The following is a 1,723-nucleotide window of genomic DNA, read 5'->3' as shown; positions in this document are numbered from 1 at the left end:
GTGCACCTCAATCCGGAAAAAAGTGCCACGGAGACCCTCACCAAAAAGGAGAAAAATCCAGAACTCAAAAAAGCAGCGTAGAAACCGCTTTTAGGCGACAACTAGCTTGCAAATTACCGCACTATGGGCAGTCTGAAGTCTTAGGAAACCGAAGACTCCCCCAATAGGAGCGTTTGTTCAAGTTCCTTTCGGGGGTCACCCCATCGCCCATCGCGCTACGTGATCAAAACGGAGCCGAAACCCATCAGGTTGAGTGACCATACTCAGTCAGGCGGAACACTTCCACATGGAGTTGCTTAATACCTATTACCACCCAATTTCCTATGCGTATTATGGCGCCGACGACGATCAAATGTCATTTGGCGTATTTCGCTGGGTAACAGATAACCAATACGCGCTGGGGAAGGAAGTCGGTCCGCTTATGCCGCTGGGCCAAACAGCGGAGGGACTTCACTCGGGGGGAGCACGCGCGATTCGGTTCCCGGCCTACACAGTTGCGAAAGATGAAGGGCTTCTTTTTGGCCCAGGCGTGCAGGACGCTCCGGGAGACGGAACCGTGTCTCAACAGTCGGGCGCGGGACCGCGAGGCAAAGTAAAGCGTCTTTTCCGGACTAAAGGTTATGACCACCAAGGCAGCTATAAGAACGAGGCAATGCTAATGCTGACACATCATCTGATTGTTAAAATCGCGCAGGTGGCAAAATGAAATGGACGCTTTCACGAAAAATGTGGGTGGCCGGGGTAACGGCGATGATCGTAATCACCACAGCGGGGCTACTGTTTGGGAATAACCACAATCACGACAAGACCAAAGTGAATAACATGACACAAAAGATGATGACAGTATGCGTAGGGCGATTTACGATCGATTTGCCAGAAGGCGCGGAGGTAGAATTTACCCCTGCTCGTATCGCGAGCGTAGATATCCAGGTGCAGTCCGGCTACACAGACCAGCAACTACGATCAGAACTCGAACAACTAGAGCAAGCGGTGGCGCTCAAGAAAAATGAGTACGACCGGCCTTCCATGGAAAAGAAATTGGACGTCGAGGCGATCAACTTTAAGTCTACTTTAGTGTATTACGGTCGTGAAAAGCCGGTCGCGATTATGGAGTATGGACAGCGTGTTCCTGGCACCGAGGAAGGAATCAGTATCGAGGCGTTTGGCTTAAAGAATTCAGTCGCATACCATTTCACGGGAAAGAGTTTAGCGGTGCCACGCAGCGAAAACAATGTGCTCAAGCTGGTCAAGAACTTCGAAGCCCTCATGCCAAACCAGATTCCCACCCATCCCGGTTTTTGCATCGAAAAGGGACTGATCCGTGATCCGCTAGATGCGGCCGATAACGAATCGGTAACGATGTTCGCCTCGTTAAAAGGACATCCTGATGTTGCTATTCGGCTCGACACGTCAATAAACAGAAAGCAGATTGAGGATTCCTTACTCGTTAGAGACTTGGAAAGCGAAACCAAGCGTGAGTATGCATCGCATTTCAAATCGCTTGGTAAAGGGCCGCGCATCATCAATGCCATTCCAGGTGAAGAGGTGCTGGATAGAGTTAAGGATTTGAATGGCACAAGTGCGCACGCTTTCATGTGGGAAGGGCCCAATCCACCCAAGTTAAGACATTTCAACAGTTTTTCTGAGTCATCTTCTTGTGTGGTTTTACGCCGGGCTTCCTGGGCTTCGAACGATTCTCTCGATGGCGATAGGTCTTCCCGGC

Annotated in this window: 2 protein-coding genes; both read left to right on the top strand. The window is 50.5% G+C overall.

Annotation, left to right across the window (positions count from 1 at the left end; all coding sequences use genetic code 11):
• Positions 1 to 286: 286 nt before the first annotated feature.
• Entirely contained in the window at positions 287 to 706 is a 420-nt protein-coding gene (locus ACP7D4_RS27940; protein WP_426212692.1) for a hypothetical protein, read from the top strand.
• Positions 703 to 1,723 (top strand): T6SS immunity protein Tli4 family protein (locus tag ACP7D4_RS27935; protein ID WP_426212691.1); only part of this gene is annotated, 1,021 nt, incomplete at its 3' end. The genes ACP7D4_RS27940 and ACP7D4_RS27935, both read left to right, overlap by 4 nt.

Source organism: Massilia sp. TWP1-3-3, assembly GCF_049897805.1.
In the GTDB taxonomy this organism is placed as follows: Bacteria; Pseudomonadota; Gammaproteobacteria; order Burkholderiales; family Burkholderiaceae_D; genus Telluria_A.
The sequence above is the reverse complement of the archived record's forward strand: the minus strand, read 5'-3'. Positions and strand labels throughout refer to the sequence as shown.